Below are 2,990 nucleotides of genomic sequence, written 5' to 3' on the forward strand. Positions count from 1 at the left end.
CACAATTGGGACGATTTGTCTAATATGACAAAATCAGTAATTTCATTTCTTCCGCTTAGTATTGGTCAATTATTTTGTAGTTATTCCATCCTAAAAAAAAATCAGAAAGTCCGGCTTGGAGAGAAAGTTCATCGGTATTTTTATTTTTTGGTATTGGCGCAAGTATTTCATTAATAGCTCAAGTTTATAATATTTCTGGAGATTTAAATTCGTTTATTCTCACTTGGATGTTATTAAGTTTGCCGTTAGTTTATTTAGTAAGATCATCTATAGTTTCACTTTTGTACATTATTGGTATAACCTATTATTGTTGTAACACAAATTATTTTTCCTACCCAAAAGAACAAACCTATTTCTATTGGTTTTTAATTCTAGGAATTGTTCCTCATTATTATAAGCTACTAACAACAAAAGCACAAAGTAATTTTACTTTATTTCATAATTGGCTAATCGCTATTTCTCTGATAATCTGTTTAGGAAGTTTTACAGATACCAATGAAAAATATATGTACATGAGTTATATGAGTTTGTTTGCTATATACTATTTTGCAGGTAAAAATTCCTATTTTGAAAAGCTGAAACTAAAATTTAACAGTTATCTCATTATAGGAAAACTAGGAATGCTTTTTATATTATTTATTTATACTTTCAAATGGTTTTGGAACTATTTTAACGAGCAGAAATTCGCATTAAGCATACTAGTTACTTTCCCAGAAATTATAGTTGGGATACTACTTACGATAGTTGCAATTGTTCTTTTTTACAAAAAAAATAGTCCAACAAATTTCAAACAGTTAAATATACTTGAAATTGTATTTATAGCATTTATTCCTTTTCATTTTATAGGTTACAATTCATCAATTCTTGCAAACATTGCTTTGCTCATGATTGGAATTTCAGAAATAAAAAGAGGAAATCAGCTCAATGATTTAAAAATATTAAATTTTGGTTTACTCATCATTACGATTCTAATTATTTGTCGCTTTTTTGATACTGATTTTAGTTTTGTAATTAGAGGAATACTATTTATTAGCATTGGTTTAGGGTTTTTCTTAACCAATTATTTAATGCTTAAAAAAAGAAATCAAAATGAAAAATAAGAAAACAATTCTAATTATATTTCTACTGGTTGTAATTGTACAATTATTCGTTCCTTTTCAAATGATTTGGAAACAAGAAGACACTTTAAATACTGGAAAAATAGTCAAGTTTCAGTGTGAACCCATAGATCCAAATGATCCTTTTAGAGGCAAATACATCACATTGTCGTTTAAAGAAAGAGAAATTACTGTCCAGAATTCGAAAGATTGGAATAGCAACGAAACTATTTTTGCTAAAATTATCACTTCAAAAGAAGGTTTTGCCAAAATAAAATCTATTTCTAAAACTGAACCAACTGATGATTCAACTTACATAAAGTTAAAAATAGATTATGTTTCAAATTATAATAACGAAAACAAAATTTTTCTAAATCTTCCGTTTAATCGTTTTTATATGAATGAGAATAAAGCTGAAAATGCAGAGCAAGTTTATGCCGAAACAATCATTGACACCACAAAAATTGCTTATGCAGAAATTGCTGTAAAGAAAGGAAATACTGTTATAAAAGATGTTCTAGTTGATGGGGTTTCTGTCAAGAATTTGGCTAAATCCAATAAATAATATTAAAAAAATGTCACCAGATACAAAAGAGTTAAAACTAGCTGTCCTTATAGATGCCGACAATGTTCCCTACAGCAATGTAAAAGGAATGATGGAAGAAATTGCCAAGTTTGGAACGCCAACTACCAAACGAATTTATGCCGATTGGACAAAACCAAATGCAAACGGATGGAAATCGGTCCTACTAGAACACGCTATAACGCCTATTCAGCAATACAGTTATACTGTTGGCAAAAATTCATCCGATTCTGCTATGATTATCGATGCTATGGATTTGCTCTATTCAGACAAAGTTGACGGATTTTGTATTGTTTCAAGCGATTCCGATTTTACTCGATTAGCTATCCGACTGAGAGAGTCTGGCATGAAAGTCATAGGGATTGGCGAAAAGAAAACGCCAAATTCTTTTATAGTTGCTTGTGATCGTTTTATTTACATAGAAGTGCTTGATGGAGCTGTAAAGAAAAAAGCGCCTAAACAAACAACGAATACAACTTCAAAAGAAACGAAAAAACCAGTAGAAAAAGAGATCGCAAACAAAATCGATTTACAAACTATTGAATTGATTGAAGCCACAATCGAGGCTATTGGTGACGATGATGGCTGGGCGTTTCTTGGAGACGTAGGAAGTCTTATTGTAAAGAAAAAACCAGAATTTGATCCTAGAAATTATGGTTTCAACAAATTGACACCTATGCTAAAATCCCTTACTGAAATTCTAGAAATCGACGAAAGAGAATCAGACAAAAAAGGCATAAAACATGTTTTTGTTAAGCTAAAACTAGGATAAAAAGATAAAAAAAGGAGGTCGTTTATAGACCTCCTAATGTAGATTCTGATTTACCATTATCAACTTATAACTTCACAGTATCGTTGATTATTGAACTACTATTCCTTATCTTAAATACAAGTTCAAATACATTCAAAGTAATTAATCAGAATCACACTCAAATATACGTTATATTTTTATACCTTTTATTACCCAAAATAATTTTAACTTATATTTAACTCGCTGTTAATCAGTAAAATATATTTTACACTTTTTCACGGAACGTAGTTCCTTTACCTTCGACGCTTTCTACAGCTATAGCTCCATGAAACTGATTGACGATGCTTTGGCAAATAGCAAGCCCTAGACCCGTTCCACTACCCATGGGTTTGGTTGTATAAAACGGGTCAAAGATTCTTTTTTGCACACTAGGGCTCATGCCGCAGCCCGAATCTTTAATTTCTGCAACGACTTCATGATGATCGTTCATGTAGGTTTTGACTTCGATTATATTTAAATCCGCGTGCCCAACCGGAATCGAGTGCGCCGCATTGATTAG

At 31.1% G+C, this 2,990-nt stretch carries 3 protein-coding genes and 1 pseudogene; 3 read left to right on the forward strand and 1 reads right to left on the reverse strand.

What is annotated here, in order from left to right:
• Positions 1–113: 113 nt before the first annotated feature.
• The 3 genes and pseudogenes from ACHZC3_RS10465 to ACHZC3_RS10475 form a co-directional block, all read left to right on the forward strand.
• Positions 114–1,100, forward strand: a pseudogene (locus ACHZC3_RS10465) (DUF2157 domain-containing protein); the annotation flags it as partial.
• Positions 1,090–1,662 (forward strand): GDYXXLXY domain-containing protein, encoded by a 573-nt coding sequence (locus tag ACHZC3_RS10470; protein ID WP_394759809.1) that lies wholly within the window; start codon positions 1,090–1,092, stop codon positions 1,660–1,662. The pseudogene ACHZC3_RS10465 and the gene ACHZC3_RS10470, both read left to right, overlap by 11 nt.
• 10 nt (positions 1,663–1,672) lie before the next feature.
• Positions 1,673–2,452 (forward strand): NYN domain-containing protein, encoded by a 780-nt coding sequence (locus ACHZC3_RS10475; protein ID WP_394759810.1) that lies wholly within the window; start codon positions 1,673–1,675, stop codon positions 2,450–2,452.
• 244 nt (positions 2,453–2,696) lie between these two features.
• On the opposite strand, the gene ACHZC3_RS10480 is transcribed toward ACHZC3_RS10475, so the two are convergent.
• Positions 2,697–2,990 (reverse strand): sensor histidine kinase (locus ACHZC3_RS10480; protein WP_394759811.1); only part of this gene is annotated, 294 nt, incomplete at its 5' end.

It is taken from the genome of Flavobacterium sp. (assembly GCF_043720215.1).
In the GTDB taxonomy this organism is placed as follows: Bacteria; Bacteroidota; Bacteroidia; order Flavobacteriales; family Flavobacteriaceae; genus Flavobacterium.